Origin of the sequence: Pseudoroseicyclus tamaricis, from assembly GCF_012070395.1 — a bacterium.
In the GTDB taxonomy this organism is placed as follows: domain Bacteria; phylum Pseudomonadota; class Alphaproteobacteria; order Rhodobacterales; family Rhodobacteraceae; genus Pseudoroseicyclus_A; species Pseudoroseicyclus_A tamaricis.
Genome location: NZ_JAAFYS010000002.1, coordinates 1,059,769 through 1,081,881 on the forward strand (window position 1 = coordinate 1,059,769; position 22,113 = coordinate 1,081,881).

The 22,113-nt window shown below is 68.3% G+C and carries 18 protein-coding genes; 5 read left to right on the forward strand and 13 right to left on the reverse strand.

Features of this window, described 5'->3' with window-relative positions; genetic code table 11:
• Window positions 1–141: 141 nt before the first annotated feature.
• A complete protein-coding gene (locus GY170_RS11530; protein WP_163893664.1) occupies window positions 142–1,818 on the forward strand; it encodes an FAD/NAD(P)-binding protein in 1,677 nt (558 codons plus the stop codon).
• A 231-nt stretch (window positions 1,819–2,049) separates the two neighbouring features.
• Here the strand turns inward: GY170_RS11530 and GY170_RS11535 are convergent, their stop codons facing one another.
• Window positions 2,050–2,940, reverse strand: a complete 891-nt coding sequence (locus tag GY170_RS11535) for an NAD-dependent epimerase/dehydratase family protein (RefSeq protein ID WP_163893666.1) — start codon at window positions 2,938–2,940, stop codon at window positions 2,050–2,052.
• A gap of 155 nt (window positions 2,941–3,095) precedes the next feature.
• On the opposite strand from GY170_RS11535, the gene GY170_RS11540 reads away from it, so the two are divergent.
• The 4 genes from GY170_RS11540 to GY170_RS11555 all read left to right on the forward strand — a co-directional run bounded on the left by GY170_RS11540 (window position 3,096) and on the right by GY170_RS11555 (window position 7,227).
• The gene (locus tag GY170_RS11540) at window positions 3,096–4,001 is read left to right on the forward strand and encodes an NAD(P)/FAD-dependent oxidoreductase (RefSeq protein ID WP_163893668.1); all 906 of its coding nucleotides are present in this window, start codon (window positions 3,096–3,098) and stop codon (window positions 3,999–4,001) included.
• 157 nt (window positions 4,002–4,158) lie between these two features.
• The gene (parE, locus tag GY170_RS11545; protein WP_163893872.1) at window positions 4,159–6,117 is read left to right on the forward strand and encodes a DNA topoisomerase IV subunit B; all 1,959 of its coding nucleotides are present in this window, start codon (window positions 4,159–4,161) and stop codon (window positions 6,115–6,117) included.
• Window positions 6,114–6,806, forward strand: a complete 693-nt coding sequence (locus GY170_RS11550) for a hypothetical protein (protein ID WP_163893670.1) — start codon at window positions 6,114–6,116, stop codon at window positions 6,804–6,806. The genes parE and GY170_RS11550 overlap by 4 nt, the downstream gene beginning before the upstream one ends.
• A gap of 214 nt (window positions 6,807–7,020) precedes the next feature.
• Window positions 7,021–7,227 (forward strand): hypothetical protein, encoded by a 207-nt coding sequence (locus GY170_RS11555; RefSeq protein ID WP_163893672.1) that lies wholly within the window; start codon window positions 7,021–7,023, stop codon window positions 7,225–7,227.
• Between the two features lie 32 nt (window positions 7,228–7,259).
• On the opposite strand, the gene GY170_RS11560 is transcribed toward GY170_RS11555, so the two are convergent.
• The 12 genes from GY170_RS11560 to GY170_RS11615 form a co-directional block, all read right to left on the reverse strand.
• Window positions 7,260–8,816, reverse strand: coding sequence for an FGGY family pentulose kinase (locus GY170_RS11560; protein ID WP_163893674.1), 1,557 nt, complete (start codon window positions 8,814–8,816; stop codon window positions 7,260–7,262).
• Between the two features lie 27 nt (window positions 8,817–8,843).
• Window positions 8,844–9,557, reverse strand: coding sequence for an HAD family hydrolase (locus tag GY170_RS11565; RefSeq protein ID WP_163893676.1), 714 nt, complete (start codon window positions 9,555–9,557; stop codon window positions 8,844–8,846).
• Window positions 9,558–9,573: 16 nt separating this feature from the next.
• Window positions 9,574–11,046, reverse strand: coding sequence for a mannitol dehydrogenase family protein (locus GY170_RS11570; RefSeq protein ID WP_163893678.1), 1,473 nt, complete (start codon window positions 11,044–11,046; stop codon window positions 9,574–9,576).
• 69 nt (window positions 11,047–11,115) lie between these two features.
• Entirely contained in the window at window positions 11,116–12,120 is a 1,005-nt protein-coding gene (locus GY170_RS11575) for an ABC transporter ATP-binding protein (protein ID WP_163893680.1), read from the reverse strand.
• A 73-nt stretch (window positions 12,121–12,193) separates the two neighbouring features.
• Window positions 12,194–13,024, reverse strand: coding sequence for a carbohydrate ABC transporter permease (locus GY170_RS11580; RefSeq protein WP_163893681.1), 831 nt, complete (start codon window positions 13,022–13,024; stop codon window positions 12,194–12,196).
• A gap of 10 nt (window positions 13,025–13,034) precedes the next feature.
• Entirely contained in the window at window positions 13,035–13,901 is an 867-nt protein-coding gene (locus GY170_RS11585) for a carbohydrate ABC transporter permease (protein WP_163893682.1), read from the reverse strand.
• A 189-nt stretch (window positions 13,902–14,090) separates the two neighbouring features.
• Window positions 14,091–15,407 (reverse strand): ABC transporter substrate-binding protein, encoded by a 1,317-nt coding sequence (locus tag GY170_RS11590; RefSeq protein WP_163893683.1) that lies wholly within the window; start codon window positions 15,405–15,407, stop codon window positions 14,091–14,093.
• A 144-nt stretch (window positions 15,408–15,551) separates the two neighbouring features.
• Complete coding sequence (locus GY170_RS11595; RefSeq protein ID WP_163893684.1) at window positions 15,552–16,493, reverse strand: sugar-binding transcriptional regulator; 942 nt, start codon at window positions 16,491–16,493, stop codon at window positions 15,552–15,554.
• A gap of 59 nt (window positions 16,494–16,552) precedes the next feature.
• Window positions 16,553–17,515, reverse strand: coding sequence for an ABC transporter ATP-binding protein (locus GY170_RS11600; RefSeq protein ID WP_163893685.1), 963 nt, complete (start codon window positions 17,513–17,515; stop codon window positions 16,553–16,555).
• Complete coding sequence (locus GY170_RS11605) at window positions 17,512–19,404, reverse strand: dipeptide/oligopeptide/nickel ABC transporter permease/ATP-binding protein (RefSeq protein WP_163893686.1); 1,893 nt, start codon at window positions 19,402–19,404, stop codon at window positions 17,512–17,514. Before GY170_RS11605 ends, GY170_RS11600 begins: the two co-directional genes overlap by 4 nt.
• Window positions 19,401–20,348, reverse strand: coding sequence for an ABC transporter permease (locus GY170_RS11610; RefSeq protein WP_163893687.1), 948 nt, complete (start codon window positions 20,346–20,348; stop codon window positions 19,401–19,403). Before GY170_RS11610 ends, GY170_RS11605 begins: the two co-directional genes overlap by 4 nt.
• Window positions 20,349–20,458: 110 nt before the next feature.
• A complete protein-coding gene (locus GY170_RS11615) occupies window positions 20,459–22,033 on the reverse strand; it encodes an ABC transporter substrate-binding protein (protein ID WP_163893688.1) in 1,575 nt (524 codons plus the stop codon).
• Window positions 22,034–22,113: the final 80 nt, after the last annotated feature.

Consider the following 22,113-nt stretch of genomic DNA (forward strand, 5'->3'; position numbering starts at 1 on the left):
CTGCGCCCCGGGCGCGCCCCTTCCGGCGCCGAGGTCGGCCGCTTAGCCGCCCCGCCTGACGCACCGCAGCATCCTTCGGGTGCCCCCTGCAACTTTCGTCTCCCGCCCGGCGTTCTCTGAGCTCAATTCCTCGGAGACATCATGAACCACGTCGACACGCTTTTCGCGACGATCACCGGTGCGGCGGAGAGCTCCGGGCTGGCAGACGACGGTCCGGCTCCGGTGCGGATCGGCATCGTCGGCGGTGGCCCGACGTCAGTCTATACGCTCCTGCATCTCATCCGCTCCCAGGTGCCGCTTCAGATCACGATCTACGAGCGCGAGGGCTCCGCCGGGCCGGGGATGCCCTACCGCGAGGGCACCAACGACGCCATCATGCTGTCGAACATCGATTCCCGCGAGGTGCCGCCCGTCACGCGCACCCTCGTCGGCTTCCTGCGCTCGCTCGATAGCGAACAGCTCAGGGCCTACGAGGTGACGCGGAGCGAGATCGACGAATCGACCTTCTACCCGCGCCTCGTGCTCGGGGCCTTCTACACGGCCGAGCTGGCGGAGGTTGTCGCCCGCGGCCGCAGCTCCGGCCATTCCATCGAGATCGCCACGCGCCATCACGTGGCGGATATCGCGCCGGGCCCGGACGGCACCATCGTCACGGCCCGCACGACGGAGGGGCTGGAGCACCGCCTGCACGATCACGTCGTCATCGCGACGGGCCACGACTGGCCCGACCAGGTGATGTCCAACGGCGTCGCACTCCGCAGCCCCTGGCCTGCTCACAGCCTGCGCCCGCTGGCGCGGCAGCGGGTGGCGATCCTCGGCTCCTCCCTCTCCGCCATCGACGTGGTGGTGACGCTGGCGACCGCCGCCGGCGCCTTCGTGGAAGAGGGCGAGGGCCTCGTCTGGGAGCCAGAGGGCGACGCGCAGGAGATGGACGTCACGCTCCTCTCCAGGAAGGGCCTGCTGCCGGAGGCCGACTGGTACTACCCGCTCCCCCTGCCGGAGCTTGAGCACATGACGCCCGAGGCCGTCGCGAAGGAGGCGAAGGCCGGGCAATCGGGCCTCCTGACCCGCATTTTCGCCCTTCTCGCCGCCGAGATGAAGGCGGCGGACCCGGCCTATGCCGCCCGCGTCTCGCTTGCCGAGGTCGAAGGCTTCGCCGAGCGGCACTTCGCAGAGCGGCTGGCGAGTGATCCCTGGGACTGGGCGCGCGCCAACCTCGCCGAGGCGGCGGCCAACCGGCGCAGCGAGACAATCGTTCAATGGCGGCGCGTGCTCGTCACCGCGCACGAGGTGCTGGAGGAGGTGACGCCGCGCCTGTCTGACGCCGATCTGGAGCGCTTCCACAAACATCTGAAGCCGGTCTTCACCGACGGCTATGCCAGCGTCCCGCACCGCTCCATCAAGCGGCTGCTCGCGCTGCACGATGCCGGTCGCCTGCACCTTGAGCGCGTCGGCAGCGAGACCCTGCCGGAGGCAGATGGCCACGCTGTCCGCTTCGATCTGGAGAGCGGCCCGCTGATCGTGGACGCGGTGGTCGACGCCCGGGGCCAGCGCGCCACCACGCTGGAGCAGCTGGGCTTCCGCAGCCTGACGCGTGCGACGCAGTCAGACGCCTTCCCCCCGAGCGAAGGCTACAATGTCCCGCTCGCGGCGGAGCAGCCGGGCAGCGTGCAATGCCTCGCCCTCCCCGTCCTCCTGCGCAGCCGGCCCTTCGTCCAAGGGCTCGTCAACGCCGCCGACATGGGCGAGCACGCCGCGGCCGAGATCCTGAGCCACCTGCCGGCCGCCGCAGAGAGCCCCGCACGGCAGACTGCGTGACGGATCAGGCCGGGGGGCTTGGCGTTTGTGACCCGTAAGTCGCGCCGCCCTCGGCGCTCGGCCGCTTCTTCAGCAAGCGTCGTTCCTCGCCCTCACGCGACGCTTCAACAGCGTGGCGGAGGCGGCTCCCATGTTCGAGCCGACCTCCCCCGTCCACACGAGCCCCGGCGGCGAAACCGGCGCACGCGCGGTGCACGCCCGGTGCACGCGCAGCGCACCGCCCAAAACGGCCTATCCCTCCAGCACGTCCCGCCACGAATGCTGCGGATCGAAGCCGACCAGCTTCTTGGCCTTGGCGTTGGAATAGAACGTCTCGTGCTCCCCCATCTCCCCCTTCATCGGCACGCCGTCGTAGAAGCGCTCCATGATCTCGGCCGTGGAAATCCCCACCGACGCATCGTCGTTGGAGACGTTGAACACCTCGTATCCCAGCCCGTCAGTGGCGAGGCAGCAGTTCACCATCCGCCCCAGATCGCGCGCGTCGATATAGGCGAAGATGTTGCGGCGGCGGAGTGACGGGTCTTCCATGAACGCCGGGAACATCTCAGCATATTCATGGGGTTCGATGACGTTGTTGATCCGCAGCCCGTAGATGTCCGCCCCCGTCCGGGCCTGGAAGCTGCGCGCCGTGACCTCGTTCGCCACCTTGGACATGGCGTAGGAATCCTCCGGCACCGTCGGGTGCTCCTCGTCCACCGGAACGTAATCCGGCTTGCGCTCGCCTTGCGCGAAGCACACCCCGTAGGTCGTCTCGGAGGAGGCGAAGATCACCTTGCGGATGCCCAGCCGCGTCGCCGCCTCCAGCACGTTGTAGGTGGCCAGCACGTTGATCCGGTAGGTCTCGCTGTCCGGCTTCAGCAGGATCCGCGGAATGGCCGCGAAATGCACCACCGCATCATACCTCGGCACCCCCGGCGCCTCATCCAGATCGGCGAAGCTCGCCGCCTGCGCCATCGAGGAATAGACCTGCCCCGCATCCGTCAGCTCGACGTCGAGGTTGTTCACGCCCTCGAGGTCCAGCGGCGTGTGATCGACGTTCGTCACCTCGTGGCCGGCCTTGATCAGCTCGGGGATCGCATGGCGCCCGGCCTTGCCCGCTCCGCCCGTGAAATAAACCCGCATCGCTCTCTCCCTCTTTCTGCAAAGACCCTCGCCCAACGCGCCGGGGGCCTCAAGAGGTTCCACCCTAATTCGTAACTCTTCCGGTTACAAACTCTTGCGCTGGCGGAATGTCATGCACTATATGAAGTTACGAAACTTGCCCGAAAGGATCCCCCATGCCCAGCCCCGCTCCCGCCGACGTGCTCATCATCGGCGGCTCCTATGCCGGCCTCTCCGCAGCCCTGCAGCTCCTCCGCCCCGGCCGGCGCGTCACGATCATCGATGCCGGCCAGCGCCGGAACCGCTTCGCCGCCCATGCCCACAACCTCATCGGCTTCGACGGTGTCCCGCCGGGTGAGATCGCGGCCCGCGCCCGGGCCGATGTGATGGCCTATCCGACGCTCACCTGGGTGGAGGGCTTGGCCGAGAGCGTCAGCCGAGGCCCCGAGGGCTTCACCGCGACCCTCACCGATGGCAGCCGCCAGTCCGGCGCGCAGCTCATCCTCGCCACCGGCGTTGCCGACGAGCTGCCGGGCACGCCCGGCCTCGCGCCGCTTTGGGGCAGCCATGTCTTTCACTGCCCCTATTGCCACGGTACCGAGCTTGGCGGCCGACGCGCCGCGGTGCTGGCGAGCGCGCCCGTCTCCCGCCATCAGGCGCAGATGGTGCGCGACTGGGGGCCCGTCACCTACCTGGCGAACGGCGCCGATCCGCTCGATGAGGCGACCCTCGCCGATTTCGCCGCCCGCGACGTCGCCATCGAGACCGCCCCCGTCACCTCCGTCGCCGCGGCGGGCGCCGATATCGAGACCCGCCTCGCCGATGGCCGCGCTCTCACCTTTGCCGGCCTCTTCATCGCGCCCGCCCAGCGCCCCGCCTCGCCCATCGCCGCCCAGCTCGGCTGCGACACCGAAGAGACGCCCTTCGGCAGCGGCCTCCGCGTCGGCCCGATGCAGGAAACCTCGGTGCCCGGCGTCTTCGCCTGCGGCGACCTCGCCGCCGGCCCCCAATCGCTCGCCGCCGCCATCGGCCGCGGCCAGATGGCCGGCGCCGGCGCCCACCGCGCCCTCCTCTTCCCCTGATCCGATCTTCGACAGCCAGATATCCTCGGGGGGACTGCCAACGGCAGCGGGGGCATCTCGCCCTCCGGCTGCGCGCTCCTGCCCCGCGCGGCATTGCCGAAGCCGCCCTGCCCTGTCACAATGGCGCCACAGGCAACATAACGAGAACATGAGCGGTATGCCCGACGACCTCCTCTCCGGGGCGGAGCCCGGCACCTACGACGCCTCCTCCATCGAAGTCCTCGAAGGGCTCGAGCCGGTCCGCAAGCGGCCCGGCATGTATATCGGCGGCACTGACGAGCGGGCCCTGCACCACCTCGTCGCCGAGGTGCTCGACAACTCGATGGACGAGGCCGTCGCCGGCCATGCCAACCGCATCGAGGTGGAGCTGCAGGCCGACGGATCGGTCATGATCCGCGACAATGGCCGCGGCATGCCCTTCGATCCGCACCCCAAGTTCCCCGGCAAGTCGGCGCTGGAGGTGATCCTCTGCACGCTGCACGCGGGCGGCAAGTTCTCCGGCAAGAGCTACGAGACGTCGGGCGGCCTGCACGGCGTCGGCGCCTCGGTCGTCAACGCCCTCTCCGACTCGATGGTCGTGCAGGTGGCGCGGGACCGCAAGCTGGTGGAGCAGCGTTTCGCCCGCGGCGTGCCCCTCGGCCCGGTGGAGGAGATCGGCGCCGCCCCCAACCGGCGCGGCACCACCACCACCTTCCACCCGGATGCGGAGATCTTCGGCCACCACCAGTTCAAGCCGGCGCGCCTGCTCGCCATGGTGCGCTCCAAGGCCTACCTCTTCTCGGGCGTCGAGATCCGCTGGAAGAGCGAGATCGACGATGGCGAGACGCCGACGGAGGCCGTCTTCCACTTCCCCGGCGGCCTCGCCGACTACCTCGGCGAGACGCTGGGCAACTCCACCACCTATTCCGAGAAGCCCTTCGCCGGGAACGTTTCCTTCAAGGAGAAGTTCGGCGAGCCGGGCAAGGTCGAATGGGCCATCAACTGGACGCCGAGCCGCGACGGCTTCATCCAGTCCTACTGCAACACCGTGCCGACGCCCGAGGGCGGCACGCATGAGGCCGGCTTCTGGGCCGCCATCCTCAAGGGCATCCGCGCCTATGGGGAGCTGGTGGGCAGCAAGAAGGCCAGCCAGATCACGCGGGAGGATCTCACCTCCGGCGGCTGCGCCCTCGTCTCCTGCTTCATCCGCGAGCCGGCCTTCGTGGGTCAGACGAAGGACCGCCTCTCCTCCGAGAGCGCCCAGAAGATGACGGAAGGCGCCGTCCGCGACCATTTCGACAACTGGCTGGCCGGCGACACCAAGTCGGCCAATGCCATCCTCGACTTCCTCGTCCTGCGCGCGGAGGAGCGCCTGCGCCGCCGGCAGGAGAAGGAGACCGCCCGCAAGAGCGCCACCAAGAAGCTGCGCCTGCCGGGCAAGCTGGTCGACTGCTCCAACTCCGCCCGCGAGGGGACGGAGCTCTTCATTGTGGAAGGCGACAGCGCCGGCGGCTCGGGCAAGGCCGCCCGCAACCGCAAGACGCAAGCCATGCTGCCCTTGCGCGGCAAGATCCTCAACGTGCTCGGCGCCGCCTCGTCCAAGATCAGCACCAATGCCGAGATCAAGGATCTCACCGACGCCCTCGGCACCGGCATGGGCACCCGCTTCAACCTCGACGACCTGCGCTACGAGAAGGTCATCATCATGACGGACGCCGATGTCGACGGCGCCCACATCGCCTCGCTGCTGATGACGTTCTTCTTCACGCAGATGCGGCCCCTGATCGACGCAGGCCATCTGTTCCTCGCCTGCCCGCCCCTCTACCGGCTCACGCAGGGGGCCAAGCGTGTCTATTGCGCGAGCGAGGCGGAGCGGGATGCCTGGCTGGCCAAGGGCCTCGGCGGCAAGGGCAAGATCGACACCTCCCGCTTCAAGGGCCTCGGCGAGATGGACGCGAAGGACCTGAAAGAAACCACGATGGACCCGGCGACGCGCCGGCTGATCAAGGTGAGTTTGGTGGATGATTTCGCGGGGGAGACGGCGGACCTCGTGGAGCGGCTGATGGGCAAGAAGCCGGAGCTGCGCTTCCAGTATATCCAGGAGAACGCGCGGTTCGTGGAGGAGCTGGATTTGTGAGTGGTACAGAGTGGGAGTCGCTGAGCGATGTAAAATCTCGCGAGCTGCTACGAATGACGGGTTGGCTTTCCGAAGTAGAAAAAGACCCGCTCGCTGGATTCCTACACCTGATTTCCGCCGAGAAAAGCGCCCAAGGCGAACTCACTAAACTCTCTTTAGCTGTTCTTGCAATTTACTTTCTGCTTGCCTCTGTAGGGGACGTTTCAGAGGTATCCTTCACTTTTCAGTCAATATCAGCAGAGCTGCCCATTTACCTTCTTACTTTAGTTGCCTCTACCACGCTGTTCTTTTGGTGCCAACAGGCGCAAGCTTGCTATACACTTTCTAACGCTCGTGGCCTTACCTCAGCAGAACTTCACGCTTACGGGATCCCTGCCGATGCGCTCTCACTGATGAAGCAGCACAGTACTTTTTTTGCTTCTTTCCCGACCCCCCTAGATGCCGGCAATAAGACAGTAAAGAACCTAATCCGAATTGTCTGCGCCTTCTGCATCTTCCTATTCACCCTACCCATCCCTTACATCTACTTCTTCCTTCTCAAATCCCAAATCCTACACGTCATTGGAAGCGACTGGGGATTTGATAGTATTTGTGCGATTATTGGAGCTACTGTGCTAGCCGCCTCGCTGCTCTACTTGTTACTATTCAATCTACCTTTTCCACGGACAGAACCCGCGCCGCAAAGGTGACTTTGGCGAGTGAAATGATCTCTAACCCATTCTTCTACGGCCCGGACCTGACCTTGGCAGCGCTCCGCCTCCGTAGCACTATCGACGAGGAGCAGCCGCATTCCGTAGTTGACCCTGGCGAGGCGTAGACATCGGACCTACCCGTAGCGAACCGCGACTACGATCCACACTGATCCTAGATCCGTTCTCCTCACCCGCACAAAGGACACCCCCCATGCGCAGCACCCTCCTCCTGATCCTGGCCCTCAGCGGCTGCTCGGAGCTGACCGGCGGCATGGGGGGCGGGCCGGACCTGCCGACCGTCGCGGTGGAGATCGACCTGCAGGACGTCGACATCTCCATCGAGAGCCTCAAGCTGAGGCTGCTGCTGACGCCCGAGGAGCTGCGTAGCCTGCAGGAGGCGCTCCGGTCCGGCGGCTGACGCCGCCTCAGCCCCCCTGTCAGACCGCCGCCTCAGACCGCCGCCAGCTCCTCGCGCTGCCGCTGCATCAGGCGGAACGCGGCGTAGTCGTGGCCGTAGCCCTCCGCGCGGGTGGCGTCGGGGGTGAAGCTCTCCACGGCGCCGGCCATGGCGCGGGCGGCGGTGGTGAGGTCGGGTTGCAGGCCGGCCGCCACCGCGCCCGCCATGGCCGTGCCGAGGAGCACGCTGTCGCGCACCTCCGGGCGGTGGATGGCGAGGCCCGTGGCATCCGCGTAGAGCTGCGAGATCAGCGGAGAGCGGGTGAGGCCGCCGACGATGGCCAGCCGGTCCGCCGCCAGCCCCGCGTCTCCCATGTGACCGAGGATCTGCCGGGCGCCCAGGGCCAGCCCCACGGCGGCGCGCCAGTAGAGGGCGCAGAGCCCGTCGAAGCTGCGGTCGAGCGTCAGGCCGGAGATCACACCCCGGCTGCCGGCATCGGCGAGGGGCGAGCGGTTGCCGCGGAAATCGGGTAGCACATGGATCGGCCGGCCGAAGGCGGGGCCATGCCGCTCCAGCAGGATCTCGATCCGGTCGAGCACCGCGTCATGCGTCGGGTGCGAGGCGGCCGAGTGTCCGGGCCAGAGGTCGAGCACGTAGTCGAGCAGCGCCCCGGCGGCGGACTGCCCGCCCTCGGAGCACCAGAGCCCCGGCAGCACAGCGTCGCGGAACGGGCCCCAGATGCCCGGCGCGAAGACCGGCGCCTCCGTCACCGCCATGAGGCTGATTGATGTGCCGGCGATCAGCGTCAGGCCGCGCCCGTCCTCCCCCGCGGCGCCGAGGCAGCCGAGGGCGCCGGCATAGGCGTCCACCAGCCCGACCGCGACGGGCGTGCCGACCGCGAGGCGGAGGGAGGCGGCGGCAGCGCCGGTGAGTGTGCCGGCGACGGCGCCCACCGGGGCGGCGACCTCTGGCAAAGCGGCGCGGGCGCGCAGATCCTCCAGCCCGACGGCGGCGAGGAAATCATCCTGCCAGCCGCCCGCCTCCGGCAGGTAGGGCCATTTCGCGGCGAGGGTGCAGGCGGAGGCGACGCGCTGCCCCGTCGCCCGCCAGGCGAGATGGTCCGTCAGGTCGCGCGCGGCGCCGAGATGCGCCCAGAGCTCCGGGCGGTGGCGCTTGAGCCAGAGGAGCTTCGGCGTCTGCATCTCGGGGGACATGGCCCCGCCATGGTGGCGGATCAGCGCGTGGCCGGAGGCGGAGACCTCCGCCGCCTCGGCCGTGGCGCGATGGTCGAACCAGGCGATGGTGTCGCGCCCGCCGGGGCCGAGGGCGAGGGGCACGCCGTCACTGTCCTGCAGCACGAGGCTGCAGGTGGCGTCGAAGGCCAGCGCCTTCACCTCTGGCGCCGGCACCCCGGCGCGCTCACGCACCTGCCGGACGGCGGCGCAGACGGAGGCCCAGATTTCCTCGGAGGCATATTCGGCCCGCTCCGGCCCGTCCTCGTAGGTGCGGAAGGCCGCCACCTCTCGGGCGAGCATCCGGCCGGAGGCGTCGAAGAGGCCGGCGCGGGCGCTCCGCGTCCCCACGTCCACGGCACAGATATAGCCTGACATTCCCCCTCCCCGCCCGTCTCTTGGGCGTCAGCCGCCCGTGCCCAGGCAGGCGGGCAGGTCGGCCATGGCGGAGATGATGGCGTCGGGGGCGGAATTTGCAACCGCCTCCGCGAGGTTTGCAGGCCCCGCATGCGCGCCGCCGGTGAACCCGATGACCCGCATCCCCGCCGCCCGGGCCGCCGCGATGCCCGCGGGGCTGTCCTCGATGACCACGCAGGCCTCCGCCGGGGCGCCCATCTGCGCGGCGGCGTGGAGGAAGAGATCCGGCGCCGGCTTGCCGCGCGACACCATGCTGGCGGAGAAGATATGCGGCTCGAAGAGCGGCAGCAGGCCCGCGAGCTCGAGGCTCAGGCGGATGCGGTCCGGCTGGGAGGAGGACGCGACGCAGACGGGCCAGGGCAGCGCCCCTACCGCCTCGGCCACGCCAGGAACGGGGCGTAGCTCCTCCCGGAAGCGGGCGATGAGGCGGGAGCGCATGGCGGAGAGGTGATCCTGCGTGAGCGTCACGCCATGCTCCTCCTCCGCCCATGTGGCGATGGTGGTGAGCGAACGTCCGAGGAGCTGGTCGTAGCCCTCGCGCGGGGTCATCGGCAGGCCGGCCTCGGCCAGCATGTCCAGCGTCACGGCGAGCGAGATGGGCTCGCTGTCCACCAGCACGCCGTCGCAATCGAAGACGACGAGGGCGGGGGCCGGGCCGGCGAGCCGGCCGGTCGCGGGCCCGCTCCGGGCGGCCCCGCTCATGTCGGCCCCCGGTTGCTCAGCCACTGCCGAGATAGGCGCGCAGGGTCGCCTCCGTCCCCTCCGCCCAGAGGTGGCGGAGCCAGCGGGCGAAGGCCTCCGCGAAGCGCGGATCCGCCCCCAGCTCGCCGTAGATGCCCTTCATCTCCAGCCACGCCTCGGGCCGCTCCTTCGCTTCCAGCGCCCAGGGCACGAGCCTGTCCCAGGCAGGATCGTTGGGCGCGATCTCGGCGCCGCTGTCCGTCGTCCCGGCACAGTAGCGGCACCAGAGCGCGGATTCGAGCGCCAATCCCTCGATGGAGCCGCCCTGCTTCAGTGCGTCGCGGAGCGTCGGCACGATGAACTTCGGCTGCCGGTTGGAGCCGTCGAGGCAGAGCCGGCGGATGGTGTCGCCGATCTTGGGGTTGGAGAAGCGCGTCTCGATCAGATCGAAATACTCGTGCAGGTCGGTGTCCGGCACGGGCGGGACCATCGGGATGATCTCCTCCTCCTCCAGCTTGCGCAGGAAGGCGCGGATGAGATCGTTCTCCATCGCCTCGTGGACGAAGTGGATGTCCATCAGCCCGCCCGGGTAGGCGATGGTGGCGTGGCCGCCGTTGAGGATGCGCAGCTTCATCAGCTCGAAGGGGGCGACGTCGGGCACGAACTGCACGCCGACCTCCTCGAAGGCCGGGCGGCCGAGGGGGAAGTCATCCTCCAGCACCCATTGCACGAAGCCCTCGCAGAAGACGGGCCAGCCGTCCTCCACCCCGAAGTCCTCGGCGAGGATCCTGCGCTCGCGGTCGCCAGTGCCGGGGGTGATGCGGTCGACCATGCCGTTCGGGAAGGCGACATTCTCCTCCACCCATTGCGCGAAGGCGGCATCGCTCAGCCGGGCGAGGCCGGTGAGGGTGCGGCGGGTGACGGCGCCGTTGTGGGGGATGTTGTCGCAGCACATGACGGTGAAGGGGGCGAGGCCCTTGTCGCGGCGGGCGCGCAGGCCGGCGAGGATCATGCCGAAGACGGTCTTCGGCTGCTCCGGGGTCGCGGCATCGGCGGCGATGTCGGGATGTGTCGGGTCGAAGTTGTCATCGGAATCGAGGAAGTAGCCGCCCTCGGTGATGGTGAGCGAGACGATGCGGATATCGGGCTCGGCCATGCGGGCGATGATCGCCGCGCTGTCCGCCGGCTCCACGAACTCGACCATGGAGCCGATGACGCGCGCCTCGCTCGCATCCGCCTCCTGCTCGACCAGCGTCGTCAGCCAGTCCTGCTCCTGCAGGACGGCCCGGCCCTTCTGCTCGCCCGCGAAGACCCCGGCGCCGACGATGGCCCAGTCGCGACTCTGGCCGGCGTTGAACAGCCGGTCGAGATACATCGCCTGGTGGGCGCGGTGGAAATTGCCGACGCCGAAATGCAGGATGCCGGCGGAGAGGTCCGCCCGCGCATAGGCGGGGCGGGAGACCTCGCCCGGCAGGGCATCGAGGGTGGACAAGGAGAGCTTCACCGACATGGGGGGTCTTCCTGGTGGCAAGAGAATTGGCCCGGGCCGCCAGGAGGAAGCGGCGGCCCGGGGGCAGGCTCAGGCGATCCGCAGATCGTCGGGCCCGAACCGGTGCATGTGCTCTTCCTGCGGCGTCAGGTAGATCGTGTCGCCGTGGTGCAGGTCGACCTCGCCGCCTGCCCGCACGGTGACCGGCTCCTCGCGCCCGTCGAGATGCACATGGAAGAAGGTGTCGCTGCCCAGATGCTCGGACACGCCGATGCGTCCCTGCCACGCGCCCTCTGTCGTCGAGGCGGTGATGTGCTCGGGCCGGATGCCGATGGTCTTGGCACCGCGCTTCTCGGCCTCGGGTCCGGTGATCAGGTTCATCTTCGGGCTGCCGATGAAGCCGGCGACGAAGAGGTTGCGGGGCGCGCGGTAGAGTTCCAGCGGCGAGCCGACCTGCTCGATCTTGCCCGCCTGCAGCACGACGATCTTGTCGGCCATGGTCATGGCTTCGACCTGGTCGTGGGTGACGTAGATCATCGTCGTCTCGAGCCGCTTGTGCAGCTCGGAGATCTCCAGCCGCATCCCGACGCGCAGCGCGGCGTCGAGGTTCGACAGAGGCTCGTCGAAGAGGAAGGCCGCCGGCTCACGCACGATGGCGCGGCCGATGGCGACGCGCTGGCGCTGGCCGCCCGAGAGCTGGCCGGGGCGCCGGTCGAGATAGGCCTTGAGGTTGAGCACCTCGGCGGCGGCGCTGACGCGGCGCTCCTGCTCCGCCTGGTCCATCTTGGCCATGCGCAGCGGGAAGGCGATGTTCTTGCGCACGGACATGTGCGGGTAGAGCGCGTAGCTCTGGAAGACCATCGCCAGCCGCCGCTTGGCGGGCGGCACCTGCGTGGCATCGTCGCCGTCGATGACGATGGCCCCGGAGGAGACATCCTCCAGCCCCGCGATCAGGCGCAGCAGCGTGGACTTGCCGCAGCCCGAGGGCCCGACGAAGACGACGAACTCGCCGTCGTCGATATCGAGGTCCAGCGGCGGGATCACCTCGACGTCGCCGAAGGTCTTGCGGACCTGCTTGAGTTGAATGCGTCCCATCTGTCCTATTCCTTGTCCCGGCCGTGGCCCGCTTGGAGGCTCCGGCCCCTCCCCCGGATGTTGTCGATCTCGCTCATTTCACCGCCCCGAAGGTCAGGCCGCGCACCAGCTGCTTCTGGCTGAACCAGCCGAGGATCAGGATGGGCGCGATGGCCATGGTGGAGGCGGCGGAGAGCTTGGCGAAGAAGAGCCCCTCCGGCGACGAGTAGCTGGCGATGAAGGCCGTCAGCGGCGCCGCGTTCACGGCGGTGAGGTTCAGCGTCCAGAACGCCTCGTTCCAGGCGAGGATGAAGTTGAGCAGCAGCGTCGAGGCGATGCCCGGCACGGCCATGGGCGTGAGGATGTAGAGGATCTCCTCCCTCAGGCCGGCGCCGTCCATCCGCCCGGCTTCGAGGATCTCGCCGGGAATCTCGCGGAAGTAGGTGTAGAGCATCCACACGATGATCGGCAGGTTGATGAGCATCAAGATGACGATCAGCGCGATCTTGCTGTCGAGCAGCCCCAGCTGGATGCAGATCAGGTAGATGGGGAAGAGCACCCCCACCGCCGGCAGCATCTTGGTGGAGAGCATCCACATCAGGATGTTCTTCGTCGCCTTGCTCGGCACGAAGGCCATCGACCACGCCGCGGGCACCGCGACGATGAGGCCGAGGATCGTCGAGCCGCCGGCGATGGCGATCGAGTTCCACAGGTAGCGCATGTAGTTGGAGCGCTCCTGCACCGTCTCGTAGTTCTCCAGCGTCCAGTCGAAGAAGAGCAGGACGGGCGGATTGGCGATCGCGGTGCCTTCCGTCTTGAAGCTGGTCAGGATCGTCCAGAGGATCGGGAAGAAGATCGTCAGCCCGATCGCCCAGGCGAAGATGGTGTTCAGCGTCTTGCGCTGTGGTGTGACGGCACGTGCCACGGGCTCCCCCTCAGGTATCCAGGTTCTTGCCGACGATCCGCATCAGGAAGATCGCGACGATGTTGGCGAGGATGACGGCGATGATGCCGCCGGCGGAGCCGAGCCCGACGTTCTGGCTCTCCAGCACGCGCTGGTAGATCAGGTAGGTCAGCGTGCGGGTTCCGAAGGACCCTTGGGTGGTCACGAAGATCTCGGCGAAGATCGACAGCAGGAAGATCGTCTGGATCAGGATCACCACGGTGATCGCCCGGCTGAGGTGCGGCAGGATGATGTACCAGAACCGCTTGAGCGTGGGCGCGCCGTCCATCTCGGAGGCCTCGAGCTGCTCGCTGTCGAGCGACTGGATGGCGGTGAGCAGGATGAGCGTCGCGAAGGGCAGCCACTGCCAGCTGACGATCAGGATGATCGAGAAGAGCGGCGCCTGTGACAGCCAGTCCACCGGCGCCATCCCGAAGGCGCGCCACAGGTGGGCGAGGACGCCGTTCACCGGGTCCATGAACATGTTCTTCCACACCAGCGCCGAGACGGTTGGCATGACGAAAAAGGGCGCGATCACGAGGATCCGCACGATCCCCTGCCCCCACATCGGCTGGTCGAGCAAGATCGCCAGAAGGATGCCGCCGATCACGGTGATGGCGAGGATGCCGCCCACCATGATGAGCGTGGTCAGGACGCTGTCGAGGAAGGCCGAGGAGGTGACGAAGCGCTCGTAATTCTCGAAGCCGACGCAGCAGTCGAAGATGCCCCGCAGGGGGCGGTAATCGGTGAAGGAGAAGTAGAGCGTCATGATAAGCGGCACGAGCATCCAGCCGAGAAGCAGGACGACGGCGGGCGTCATCATCAGACGTGCGGCGGAGCGTGAGTGCTGGGTCGCCATGGCGCGGTGTCCTCCCCTTGGGCTCGAACCGGCCACACCACGAGGGGCCGGGAGCGGTGCCGGGGGGCGGGCACGCCGCCCCCCGGTGATCTTCTGGTTCTCCGGCGGGCGGGCATGCCGCCCCCCGGGTCTGCTATTGGCGTGGGGGGCGGGCGCGCCGCCCCCCGGGAGCTCGTCGGAGCCTGCGGCTTAGTAGCCGGCGGCCTCGATCTCGTCGGTGGTCAGCGCCTGGGCGTTGGCAAGGGCTTCTTCAGCCGATTGCTGGCCCGCGAGCGCGGCCGACATTTCCTGGCCGACCTGGGTGCCGATGCCCGCGAATTCCGGGATCGCCACGAACTGGCCACCCGTGTAGGGCGTCTCCATCACGGACTGGTTGATCGTGTCCGCCGCGTTCATGGCGTTCAGCGTCATCTCGGCGAAGGGCGCGGCCTCCTGGTACTCCGCGTTCTCGTAGAGCGAGGTGCGGGTGCCCGGAGGGGCGGATCGCCAGCCCTCTTCGCTCGCCACCAGCTCGGTGTAGCCCTGACCCGTGGCCCAGGAGATGAAGGCTTTCGCCGCATCCTGCTGCTCGGAGGAGGCCGGGATGGCCAGCGACCAGGCCCAGAGCCAGTTGCCGTGGTTGTCCACGCCTTCCTTGTTCGGGAACACCGCGTAGCCGACGCTGTCGGCGACCGTGGAATCCTCGGGGTCGGTCACGAAGGAGGCGGCGACGGTGGCGTCGATCCACATGCCGCACTTGCCCTGCTGGAAGAGCGAGAGGTTCTCGTTGAAGCCGTTGTTCGCGGCGCCCGGAGGACCGTAGTTCTCCATCATCATCAGGTAGTCGGAGACGGCGGACTGCCACGGCTCGCTTTCGAACTGGGCTTCCCAGTCGTTGTTGAACCAGGCGCCACCGTAGGAGTTCGCCATGGCCGTCAGGAAGGCCATGTTCTCACCCCAGCCGGCCTTGCCGCGCAGGCAGATGCCGTAGATCTCGTTGTCACGGTCGGTCATCGCCTCGGCGGCGGCCATGATGTCCGTCCAGGTGGGCTCTTCCGGGATCGTCACGCCGGCTTCTTCGGCCAGATCGGTGCGGTACATCACCATGGCGCTCTCGCCGTAGAACGGCGCGGCATAGAGCGTGCCGTCGACGGAGAGCGCGTCGCGGATGGCGGGCAGCAGATCGTCGGCGTTGTAGTCTTCCGGCATGTCGTCGAGCGGCACCAGCCACTCCTGGTTGGCCCAGATCGGAACCTCGTAGGTGCCGATGGTCAGCACGTCGAACTGGCCGCCACCGGTGGCGATGTCCTGCGTCACGCGCTGACGCAGCACGTTCTCTTCCAGCGTGACCCATTCGAGGGCGATGCCCGGGTTCTGGTTGGTGAAGTCCTGCGTGAGGCCCTGCATGCGGATCATGTCACCGTTGTTCACGGTGGCGATGGTCAGCGTGGTGTCCTGCGCGGTGGCGGAAAGGCCGATGGCGGACAGCGCGGTGGCGCCCAGAAGGGCGCGAATGGTGGTGGTCATGTGATCCTCCCAAAGGTGGGTGAGCAATTGCTACGCTCGCGGGCTTTTTCTCAGACGCGGACGTGACCGGTCAACAGCAATTCGTCGCCGCGGCGCAGCGCGCGGGTGAAGAACGGCTTGTAAGGTGTTGTTAAATTTGACGAGCTACGCGCAGAGTTCCGCGGCGGTCGCCTCGTCCGTCACCAGCCCGCTGACGAGCCGCCCCGCCAGCGCGGCGCGAATCGCGGGCACCTTGTCGGGCCCCTGCGCTGCGGCGATCACCGGGGTCTCGGGCGCCGGCGTGATGGCCGCGGAGGAGACGCGGGCGTTGACCTCGTCGTCGATCAGCCGCCCCTCGGCATCGAAGACGAAGCCGATGATCTCGCCCGCCGCGCCCTTGCGCCGGAGCCGCTGCTGATCCTCCGCCGTGATGAACCCGTCGAGCCTCAGCGGCGCCTTCTCCCCCAGCGTGCCGACGCCGACGAAGCGCACGTCGGTCTTCGCCGCCAGCGCCCGCGTCGTCGCCAACATCTCCTGCCCCAGCAGCGCCTCCCGCTCCTCGGCGGAGGAGGTGATGACCGGCAGCGGCATCGGGTAGGTGGGGGCGGTCACCTTGTCGGTGATGGTGAAGAGGACGTTGTAATAGGCCGTGGAGCCATCCGGGGCGATGTTGCCCGTCAGCGAGACGACCTTGTGCTGCGCGCAGTCGAGATGCGGCAGATGCTCGATGGCGCCGCGCAAAGTGCGCCCGGTGCCGAGACCGATGATCATCGGATCGGGGCGCAGGAGCCAGCCCTCGAGCAGGTCCCCTGTCGCCTGCGCGACGGCGACGAGGCTGGCCTCGGGCGAGGGCAGCGTCGGCACGACTTCGCAGGTGCTGAGGCCGAAGCGCTCCGTCAGCGTCGCCGCCAGCTCCTGGCAGCGGGCGATGGGGTGGTCGATGCGCACCTTCACCAGCCCCGCCGCCTGCGCCTGGCTGATCAGGCGCTGCGCCGACTGGCGCGAGATGCCCATGATCTGCGCGATCTCGTCCTGCTTCTTGCCGGCGATGTAGGAGAGCCACGCCGCGCGGGCGGCATCATCCAGTCGTCTGTCGGCAAAATCCATGGCGGCGCCCTCCCCGGCCCCATCGTGAAAAGGATCGGGCGCGAAGGCAAGGCGCGCGTTTATTCCGTGTTCACCGGATGATAGCAGGCGGCCTGAGTACCGTCGCCCATGTCGAAGAGCTCCGGCGTCACCTGCCGGCACTTCTCGCTCGCGCGGGGGCAGCGGGCGTGGAAGGCGCAGCCCGAGGGCGGGTCGATGGGGTTGGGCAGCTCGGTGCCCTTCGCCTCCGGCGCCGTTAGCGGGCGGCCGACGACGGGGGCGCTGTCGGCGAGGAGCTTGGTGTAGGGGTGGTGCGGGCGCGCGAAGATGCGCTCCGCCGGCCCCAGCTCCACCACCGAGCCGAAGTAGAGCACCGCCACGCGGTCGCTCACCGCCTCCACCACCGCGAGATCGTGGGAGATGAAGAGGTAGGTGAGGCCGAACTCGGTCTTCAGGTCCGCCAGCAGGTTGAGCACCTGCGCCTGCACGGAGACGTCGAGCGCCGAGACCGGTTCGTCGAGGATGAGGATGCGCGCCTGCGCCGCCAGCGCCCGGGCGATGCCGATCCGCTGCGCCTGCCCGCCGGAGAACTCGTGCGGATATCGCTCGAGGAACTCCTCGCGCAGGTTCACGGCGGCGAAGATCTCGGAGATGCGGGCCGCGCGCTGCTCCGCCCCCATCTTGTGGAGGTGCTTCAGAGGCGCCTCCATGATCTGGCGGATGGTCTTGCGCGGGTTGAGCGAGGAGATCGGGTCCTGGAAGACATACTGGATCTTGCGCCCGAAGGCCGCGGGATCGGCGCGAGAGAGCGGCTCCCCCTCGATCTCGATGGCGCCGGAGGTGGGCGGCAGCAGGCCGACGAGCATCCGCGCCAGCGTCGACTTGCCGCAGCCGCTCTCGCCGACGATGCCCAGCGTCTCCCCCTGCCGGACCTCCAGCGAGGTGGGGTTCACCGCATGGACATGGCCGCGCGGGCCGCCGAAGAGGCCGCCCTTCAAGGGGAAGGTCTTCTCCAGCTCTGTCAGGCGCAGGGCGAGGGTCATTCGGCGGCCTCCCGGGCGGCGGCGTCATTTTCTGGATGGATGCAGCGCACGGCGCGCGTGCCAGCGAAGGGCATCAGCTCGATGGGCGGCTCGGTGCAGGCCGGCGTCGCCTTGGCGCAGCGGGGCGCGAAGGCGCAGCCGGGCGGCAGATCGTCCACCGGCGGCGGCAGGCCGGGGATGGCGGCGAGCTTGCGGCGCCCCTCCCCCAGCTCCGGCACGCAGGCGATGAGCCGCTTGGTGTAGGGGTGCGCGGGGGTGGCCAGCACCTCCGCCGTCGGCCCCTCCTCCACGATGCGGCCGGCATACATGACGGCGACCCGGTCGCAGAGCTGGGCGACGACGCCGAAATCGTGGGTGATGAAGATGATCGCCAGCCCGCGGCTGCGGCGGAGATCATCGAGCAGCGACAGGATCTGCGCCTGCACGGTCACGTCGAGCGCCGTCGTCGGCTCGTCGGCGATGATGACCTCGGGGTCGTTGGCCAGCGCCATGGCGATGCCCGCCCGCTGGCGCATCCCGCCGGACATCTCGTGCGGGTAGCTGTCGATCCGCTTCTCGGCATTGGGGATGCGGACGGACTTCAGAAGCTCGATGGCCTTCTGGCGCGCCCCCTCCTTCGGGGCGCGACCATGCGCCGTCATCGCCTCGATCAGCTGGTCACCGACCTTGTAGAGCGGGTGCAGCGTCGCCAGCGGGTCCTGAAAGATATAGGCGATCTCCCGGCCGCGAAGGGTGCGCAGCTGCTCGTAGCGGGCGCCGATCAGGTCCGTCCCCTTGTAGTCCACCCGGCCCCCGGTGATCACCCCCGGCGGCGAGGCGACGAGGCCCATGACGGAGAGCGCGGTGACCGACTTGCCCGAGCCGCTCTCGCCGATGAGGCCGAGGCACTCGCCGGGCTTCACCTCCAGATCCACCCCGCCGACGGCGCGGTACACCCGCTTCTTGACGTGGAACTGCGTCTGCAATTCGCGGATATCCAGCAGCGCCCCCTCCCGCGCCTCGGGCACCGGGCCGTCGCGGCGCACGGTGGTCGCCGCCATTGGCCGCGTCAGCGCGCCGGAGCGCAGGCGCGGGTCCAGCGCGTCGCGGATGCCGTCGCCGAGGAGGTTGATGGCCATGACGATGATCAGGATCATCACGCCCGGCACGACGGAGGTGTGCGGGTTGGTGATCAGCGCCGAGCGCGCCTCCCCCAGCATCGAGCCGAGGTCGGCCACCGGCGGCTGCGAGCCGAGACCGAGGAAGCTGAGCCCCGCCGTCTCGAGGATCATCCAGCCCACAGTGGTGGACATGGCGATGACGATGACCGGGATGACGTTCGGCAGCACCTCCCCCAGCATGATGCGCATGTCGCCCATGCCGGAGAGGCGGGCGGCATCCACGAACTCCTTGTGCGCGATGCCGACGGTGATGCCGCGGATGTTCCTCGCGAAGAAGGGGATGTTGACGGCGGCCACGGCGACGAGCGCGTTGAGCAGGCCCGGCCCGAGGGCGGCGACGATGGCGAGGGCGAGCAGGATGTAGGGAAAGGCCATCAGCATGTCGACGCCGCGCATGATGACGTTGTCCGTCCGCCCGCCGTAATAGCCGGCGAGGATGCCGATGGCAGCGCCGAGCACCGCGGCGATGACTGCGGCGGCGAAGCCCACGGCCAGCGACAGGCGGGTGCCGTACATCAGCCGCGAGAAGAGGTCCCGCCCGAGGTGATCGGTGCCGAGGAGGTGCCCTTCGGTGAAGGGCGGCAGGAAGCGGTCGCCGGTGTTGGTGACGTTCGGCGCCTGCAGAGGCAGGAGCGGCGTCACCAGCGCCAGCAGCACCACGGCGGAGAGGACGATCAGCCCGGCCAGCGCCAGCTGGTTGCGGGCGAGGAGGCGCAGGAAATCTCTCATGTCTTGATCCTCGGATCGAGCAGGCTCTGAGCCACGTCCACCGCGATGTTGAAGAGCACGTAGCAGGCGGCGACGAAGACCACCCCGCCCTGCACGAGCAGGATGTCGCGGGTGAGGATCGCGTCCACCAGCATCCGCCCGACGCCGGGCCACTGGAAGACGATCTCGATATAGACGGCGCCCGAGAGGACGAACCCCGCCTGGATGCCGAGCACCGGGATGATGGAGACCATGGCGGCCCTGAGCGCATGGCGCCAGATGACGCTGCGCTCATGCACCCCCTTGGCACGAGCGGTGCGGATGTAATCCTGCCGCAGCACCTCCAGCATGGCCGAGCGGGCGAGCCGGGCGATGACGCCGGTGGCGACGACGGCGAGCGCGAGGGCCGGCATGATCAGGTGGTCGAGCAGCGACCAGAGGGTCCGCCCCCCGTAGATCGGCCACATGCCGGAGACGGGGAACCAGCGCAGGTTCACGGCGAAGATGAGGATCATCATCATGCCGAGGAAGAAGGATGGGATGGAGATGCCGATGAGCACGACGAAGGTGATCGCCTTGTCGGCGAAGCCGTATTGCCGTGCCGCGGAGACGACGCCGGCGGCCACCCCGAGGATCGAGCAGAGCACGAAGGCGGTGCCGGCGAGGATCATCGTGGCGCCGAAGCGGTCGAGCACCTCGTCGAGGACGGGGCGGTTGAGCGAGAAGCTCCTCCCGAAGTCACCGGTCAGCATGTTGCCGAGCCAGATGAAGTAGCGCGCCACCAGCGGCTGATCGAGCCCGAGGTCGCGGTTGATGCGGGCGACGTTCTCCGGCGTGGCGTAGGAGCCGAGGATGGCCGTGGCCGGATCGCCCGGGATCATCGCCATGATCAGGAAGACGATGACGGAGATGCCGAGCAGCACCGGGATCGCCGAGAGCAGGCGCTTGAGGATGTAGCTTCCCATCTTGCGCCTCCATCTGGGCGGGGAGCGATTTCCATATGGAAATCGTGGTCGAATTCCATGTGGAATTCGAGGCCTGGCGGGGGCCGGCGGTCACCGGCCCCCGCGATGCATCAGTCCTTGCTGACGTCGCCCAGCTCCAGCAGGAAGCTCGGCTGCAGCGAGAAGCCTTCCACCCGCTCGTTCGAGACGGCGTTCTGCTTCCAGTTCGCCACGAAGACCCAGGGCGCGTCCTCCTGCACGATCTGCTGCACCTCGCGGTAGAGCTCGGCGCGCTCGTCCTGGCTGGTGGCGACGCGGGCCTGGTCGAGCAGCGCGTCGACCTCCTCGTTGGAGTAGTAGCCCGAGTTGAAGCCGCCCTCTTCCGGCCAGGCGGCCGTGCGGAGCGTCAGGAAGGGCAACGTGTCGGGATCGTTGGTCATCCACGCCATCTCGGCCATGTCGGCCTTGCCCTCGAGCCCGGGGTTCACCTCGCCGAGGAAGGTGTTCCACTCGTAGGTCTCGATGGTGACGTCGAAGCCGACCGCCTCCAGATCCGCCTGGATGGCGGTGCCCATGGCGACGGGGTCGAGCATGCCGGAGCCGCCTTCGGTGACGAAGAAAGTCACCTCGGGGTTCTCGACGCCCGCCTCGGCGAGCAGCTCGCGCGCCCGGTCGGGATCGTAGGGATAGGGCTCCAGCTCTTCGTTGTACGCCCAGTTGAAGGCCGGCGGGATCGGGCCGGCGGAGACGGCGGCCGTCCCTTCCAGCACATCCTCCACCAGCGCCGTCTTGTTGACGGCGTAGTTGGCGGCCTGCCGGACGAGTTGGTCCGTGAACGGCCCCTCGCGCAGGTTCAGGATCAGGAACCACACGTGCGGCCCGGCCTGCTCGTAGATCTGGTAGGCGTCCGTCTCCTCGAACTCGGAGAGCGCGACGGGCGGCACCTCGACCATCAGGTCGATGCCGCCGGCCAGCATCTCGGCCGTGCGGGTGTTGGCATCGGTGATCGGGCGGAAGACGACGGCCTCAAGCTCCGGCGCGTCGCCCCAGTAATCGGGGTTGGCCTCGACGACCACGGCCTCGTTGGAGCGCCACTCGCCGAACCGGAAGGGCCCGGTGCCGGACGGGTTGCGGCCGAAATCCTGCCCGTGCTCCATCACAGCCGCGGGCGAGACGATCAGCCCCGTCGGGTAGGCGAGGTTGGAGAGGAACGGCGCGAAGGGCTCCGACAGCGTGAACTTCACCGTGTACTCGTCCACCGCCTCGACCGTGTCGATGGCCGAGAAGTTGAAGGAAAGCGGGAAGGGGCCGGTGTCGTAGTAGGGGTGATCTTCGTTGAGCATCCGCTCGAAGTTGAAGACCACCGCCTCGGCGTTGAAGGCCGACCCGTCGTGGAAGGTGACGTCATCGCGCAGGTTGAACGTGTACTCGGTGCCGTCCTCGGAAATCTCCCAGTCCGTCGCCAGCGCCGGGGCGACCTCCAGCGTGCCGTCGGCATACTGCACGAGGCCGTCGTAGATGTTCACGAGGATGCGGAAGTCGTTCACCGCCGTCACGGCGGCGGGGTCGAGCGCCTGCGGCTCGGCGATCTGGCCGACGATCAGCACGCCGGGGGGTGTCTGGGCGGCGGCGGGGGCCGCGAAGGCCAGCGCCCCGGCCGTGCCGGCGGCGAGCAGGGCGCGCCGCGTCAGGGTCGTGAAACTCATGGGACTTACCTCTCCGTTGCACCCCGCGAGGGGCGTGAATTTTTCATTATCAATTGAGGGTGGACAAATTCTCATGATAA

Excerpts from the sequence above, each read along its gene's own strand:
- GY170_RS11610 (WP_163893687.1), bottom strand. The coding sequence starts at position 20,348 with ATGGGAAGCTACATCCTCAAGCGCCTGCTCTCGGCGATCCCGGTGCTG.
- GY170_RS11530 (WP_163893664.1), top strand. The coding sequence starts at position 142 with ATGAACCACGTCGACACGCTTTTCGCGACGATCACCGGTGCGGCGGAG.
- GY170_RS11585 (WP_163893682.1), bottom strand. The coding sequence starts at position 13,901 with ATGGCGACCCAGCACTCACGCTCCGCCGCACGTCTGATGATGACGCCC.
- GY170_RS11560 (WP_163893674.1), bottom strand. The coding sequence starts at position 8,816 with ATGTCAGGCTATATCTGTGCCGTGGACGTGGGGACGCGGAGCGCCCGC.
- GY170_RS11575 (WP_163893680.1), bottom strand. The coding sequence starts at position 12,120 with ATGGGACGCATTCAACTCAAGCAGGTCCGCAAGACCTTCGGCGACGTC.
- GY170_RS11615 (WP_163893688.1), bottom strand. The coding sequence starts at position 22,033 with ATGAGTTTCACGACCCTGACGCGGCGCGCCCTGCTCGCCGCCGGCACG.
- GY170_RS11605 (WP_163893686.1), bottom strand. The coding sequence starts at position 19,404 with ATGAGAGATTTCCTGCGCCTCCTCGCCCGCAACCAGCTGGCGCTGGCC.
- GY170_RS11555 (WP_163893672.1), top strand. The coding sequence starts at position 7,021 with ATGCGCAGCACCCTCCTCCTGATCCTGGCCCTCAGCGGCTGCTCGGAG.
- GY170_RS11570 (WP_163893678.1), bottom strand. The coding sequence starts at position 11,046 with ATGTCGGTGAAGCTCTCCTTGTCCACCCTCGATGCCCTGCCGGGCGAG.
- GY170_RS11600 (WP_163893685.1), bottom strand. The coding sequence starts at position 17,515 with ATGACCCTCGCCCTGCGCCTGACAGAGCTGGAGAAGACCTTCCCCTTG.
- GY170_RS11540 (WP_163893668.1), top strand. The coding sequence starts at position 3,096 with ATGCCCAGCCCCGCTCCCGCCGACGTGCTCATCATCGGCGGCTCCTAT.
- GY170_RS11565 (WP_163893676.1), bottom strand. The coding sequence starts at position 9,557 with ATGAGCGGGGCCGCCCGGAGCGGGCCCGCGACCGGCCGGCTCGCCGGC.
- GY170_RS11535 (WP_163893666.1), bottom strand. The coding sequence starts at position 2,940 with ATGCGGGTTTATTTCACGGGCGGAGCGGGCAAGGCCGGGCGCCATGCG.
- GY170_RS11595 (WP_163893684.1), bottom strand. The coding sequence starts at position 16,493 with ATGGATTTTGCCGACAGACGACTGGATGATGCCGCCCGCGCGGCGTGG.
- parE (WP_163893872.1), top strand. The coding sequence starts at position 4,159 with ATGCCCGACGACCTCCTCTCCGGGGCGGAGCCCGGCACCTACGACGCC.
- GY170_RS11590 (WP_163893683.1), bottom strand. The coding sequence starts at position 15,407 with ATGACCACCACCATTCGCGCCCTTCTGGGCGCCACCGCGCTGTCCGCC.